Annotated in this window: 2 protein-coding genes; both read right to left on the bottom strand. The window is 40.8% G+C overall.

Features of this window, described 5'->3' with window-relative positions:
- A partial coding sequence (gene nasC, locus AC1DVB_RS25595) for an assimilatory nitrate reductase catalytic subunit NasC (RefSeq protein ID WP_477591574.1) occupies positions 1-2,033 on the bottom strand: 2,033 nt, incomplete at its 3' end.
- Between the two features lie 106 nt (positions 2,034-2,139).
- On the bottom strand, positions 2,140-4,249 hold a 2,110-nt coding region (nirB, locus tag AC1DVB_RS25600), incomplete at its 5' end, for a nitrite reductase large subunit NirB (protein ID WP_477591576.1).

Genomic DNA, 4,249 nt, shown 5'->3' on the forward strand with positions numbered 1-4,249 from the left:
GCCCAATGAAAAGGAACGAATATAGTATCATGGCGAATCGTTGCGGACCATTTACTTCTTACAACAATACTTCCGCGCCTTGATTCAATTTTCACCAAAGTATTGTCTGAAATATGATATTTCTTGGCTGTTTCCGGATGGATTTCCATATATGATTCAAAATTTCTTGCGGCTAATGATGAGCTTTTTCTCGTTTGTACTCCAGTTAAATAGTGTGACATGATTCTTCCTGTTGTTAAATAAAGCGGAAATTCCGTACATGGCTTTTCTTTTGGAACATGAGGCACGTTATTAACCACAACCATGGCCGCCTTTCCGYCCGGGTGGGCAAAAGACGATTCGAATAACCTTTTTGTCCCTTTATGGTCAATGGATGGACATGGCCACAAAATGCCTCCTTCTTTTCTTAAGCGATCATACGTTATACCATAATAATCGGCGGTTCCCCCGCGGCTTGCCACTCTTAGTTCTTCAAATATCTCATTTGCAGATTGAAAGGGAAAATGCTCCCCTTTCCCAAGAGCTTTAGCTATATCACAAATGATTTGCCAATCATGCTTCGCTTCCCCAGGTGATGAAAAACTTGCTTCCCGCAACGTTACCCGTCCTTCCAAATTCGTCATCGTTCCTTCATCCTCTAAATAAGACGAAGTAGGTAAAATCAAATCAGCCAATCTAGCAGTTTCAGAAACGAACATATCTACTGCGACAAGAAACTTTAATTTTTTCAAAGCCTTTTTGACAAAGTTAGCATTGGGATTTGAAACAATTGGATTGGAACACATTAAAAACATGCAGGTAATTTCACCTTCATTTATCTTCTCTATCATTTCGTATGCCGAGACACCTTTACGTGGCAAATCAGCCTCATCAATTCCCCATATACTTGCAATATGTAATCTATGTTCCTCATTTTCAATCATGCGATACCCCGGCAGCTGGTCTGCCTTTTGGCCATGCTCCCTTGCTCCCTGCCCATTTCCCTGACCGGTGATAGCTCCATAACCCGAATTCATTTTTCCGATTTTCCCTGAAACAATAAGAATATTAAGAAAATTACGGACAGCGGCCGAACCATCTGTTTGCTGCTCAACTCCCCTTGCTGTAAAAATCATTCCTGATTCTTCTTTCCCAAACATGGCAGCCGCTTTTTGGATTTGGTCACTTGGAACCCCTGTCATTTCTGCGATTTCTTCCAAATCTAAAGATGTAACATACTCTTTAACTTCTTTATAGCCATTTGCACGTTCCCGGATAAACGCTTCATCAATAAGATCCTCYTCAATGATCACTTTCAATAATCCGTTTGCCAAGGCGGCATCCATTCCAGGTTTCACCTTTAGATGTAAGTCGGCCATTTTCGTTGTTGCGGTTTCCCGGGGATCTACAGCAATGATATATGCCCCATTTTGTTTCGCTTGATCAAAGTACGGCATGATTGTGGGCTGGCATTCCGCAATATTCGTACCCGCCAAGATTATGCACTTTGTGAACGGAACCTCTGATAAGCTGTTGGTCAGGCCCCTGTCGATACCAAATGTTTGGCTGGCTGCCGAAGCAGCTGCAGACATGCACAAACGTCCATTATAATCTATATACTTTGTTTTTAAAGCCACCCTTGCAAATTTCCCAAGCAAATAGGCTTCTTCATTTGAAATGGATGCACTCCCATAAACAGATAATGCATTTACACCATCTTCTGCTTGTATTTTAGTGAAATTCTCCTTAATATGGCTTAATGCTTCCTCCCATGATATTCGAACAAATTCCCCATTTTTTTTCAATAATGGGTATTTAATTCGATCTTTATGCAAAGCATGTTGATGTGCATTCATTCCTTTAATGCATAAGCGTCCCTCTGAGGTTGGATTATCTTTTCCAATCGTCATATACTTTTTTCTTGTTACTATTGTTTGTTCCAGCAGCTGCATCTTACATTGCATGCTGCAAAATGGACATTGTGTATCATATCGTTTTTCTGATTGAACCTCTTGTTGTTTCGTGCGGAAATACTTTAATAATATTTCGGTCAAGGCTCCTCACCCTTTACTCATGGATTTCTATAGATTTTTCATGGCACAAATATTTAACCGCTTACTAAGTCTTGCATCTAGTTTTCCCCTTTGTTCACTCCCTGATCTAGGCCAGTTCCAATCGTTGAGATAGTTGCTGATTAAGTTCATCATCAAACAATATTTCTCTAACATGAATTAATCCCAATCGTTCAATCCATTGCCAAGTCCGTTCTAAGTAGTTGGCTGTTTCCCGATAATATTGAATAAAGCCGATGATGATTTCAATGKCTTCTTCATTTGTGCCGGCTACACATAGCAGTTCACCTGCACGTGCATCACGCCCGCTACTTCCRCCCACATATATTTCCCAGCCCCTGTCAATGCCCATAACACCTATATCTTTCGTTGTTGATCCTGCACCGTTATGCATACAAGCGGATATGCCCATCTTTATACGGTATGGTGTAGATACTTGCTCCAATCTTTTTTCCAAATCTACAGCAAGTAATAGGGATTGCTGTTTATCACAAGAGCAAACATGTTCACCGATACATGTTTTGACGTTTTGAACGGTGTTACCATATTTCGAACTTAACGGCATATCTAAATCAGCCCACACACCTGKGAGATCTTCTTTTTTCACCCCCATTAAATGAATCCTTTGTTCACTTGTTATCGCAACCTGGGATATTTCATATTTATCGGCAACATTAGCAATTTTTCGCAAGTCATTTGCATTCGTCATCCCGCCGTACATTTGCGGGATAACTGAGTATCGGTTATCACTTTGAACTGTTGCATTCTTTTTTTCGTTTATGAAAAGAGTTTGCTGTCTGATCTCGTACTCTGGATGAATCATCCCTAAATAATAGCTCAATGCAGGCCTGCAAGTTGAACAACCTTTTGTATTTTCCCATTCAAGAGCATCCATCGCTTCTTGGACAGTCGATACGTCTTGGACTTGCAGTTTATACACAACTTCATCTTCCGTTAATTTCGTACATGAGCAAAATGCAGTTTGTTTCTGATCCTGAGTTGTAAGATTACTTTGAATATAGGTCAAAAGCTCGGTCACTGCCGGCTTACATCCGCCGCAAGAACCGGAAGCCTTTGTGCATTGTTTAACTTGTTCCACTGTCGTTAATCCCTTATTTTGAACCGCTTCAATGATTCCCCCCTTTGAAACAGCATTACAATGGCAAATGATTTCATGATTTGCCATCGAAGCGATTAATCCCTCAGCCGTATTTGGTGGCTGGAACATTGAACGCCTTTCCTCTGACGATACTTCTTGCCGCTTTACAATCATATCGAGTAATCGTGAGCTGTTGTTTGTATCTCCATAAAGCACAGCACCTATGATTTTTCTTCCTTGAAAAACCAACTTTTTATAAACACTATCCAATTCATCAAAAGTTGTGATGGATTTCGTTGTTTCGTCACCAAGGAAATCACCAACARAAAATAGCTCAACTCCTGATATTTTCAACTGGGTCGAAAGGACCGAGCCTTGGTATCCGCTGCATTTCATCTCACAAATATGCTTTGCCAGCACTTCACCTTGTTCGTATAGTGGTTTAACAAGACCATAAACCATGCCTTGATGTTCAGCACATTCGCCAACCGCATAAATATCTGGGATGCTGGTTTCTAAATAGTCATTTACAATGATCGCACGATTTGTATCAATTCCGCTTTCTTTGGCCAACTGGATATTCGGTCTGACTCCCGCAGCCATAACGACCAAATCTGCATCCAGCTCCGTTCCATCTTTAAAACGGACGCGCTCTACACGCTCGTTACCGATTAACTCCTGTGTTTCCTTTTTTAAAAGAAAGTTCATTCCCTGGTTTTCCAACTCTTTTTGCAGTAAAAGTGATGCCGTTGAATCGAGCTGCCTTTCCATTAAATAGTCAGCGATATGAACGACATGCACTTCCATACCAAGGTTTAACAGCCCTCTCGCTGCTTCCAAACCTAACAAACCGCCTCCGATGACGACTGCTTTTTTATGTTTGCGTGAAGTTTCAATCATCTTTTGGCAATCTTCAATTGTCCGAAATGCAATGACGCCTTCTTTATCTACACCTGTGACAGGAAGAATGAACGGGACAGAACCTGTGGCAATTATCAGCTTATCGTAGTAAACTTCCCGTTCTTTGTCTGTTTTTATTTTCCTAGTCTCTTTATCGATTTTTACGACCGTTTCACCTGTGAACAATTGGATATTATTC

The organism is Peribacillus sp. P4_D6, assembly GCF_056401795.1.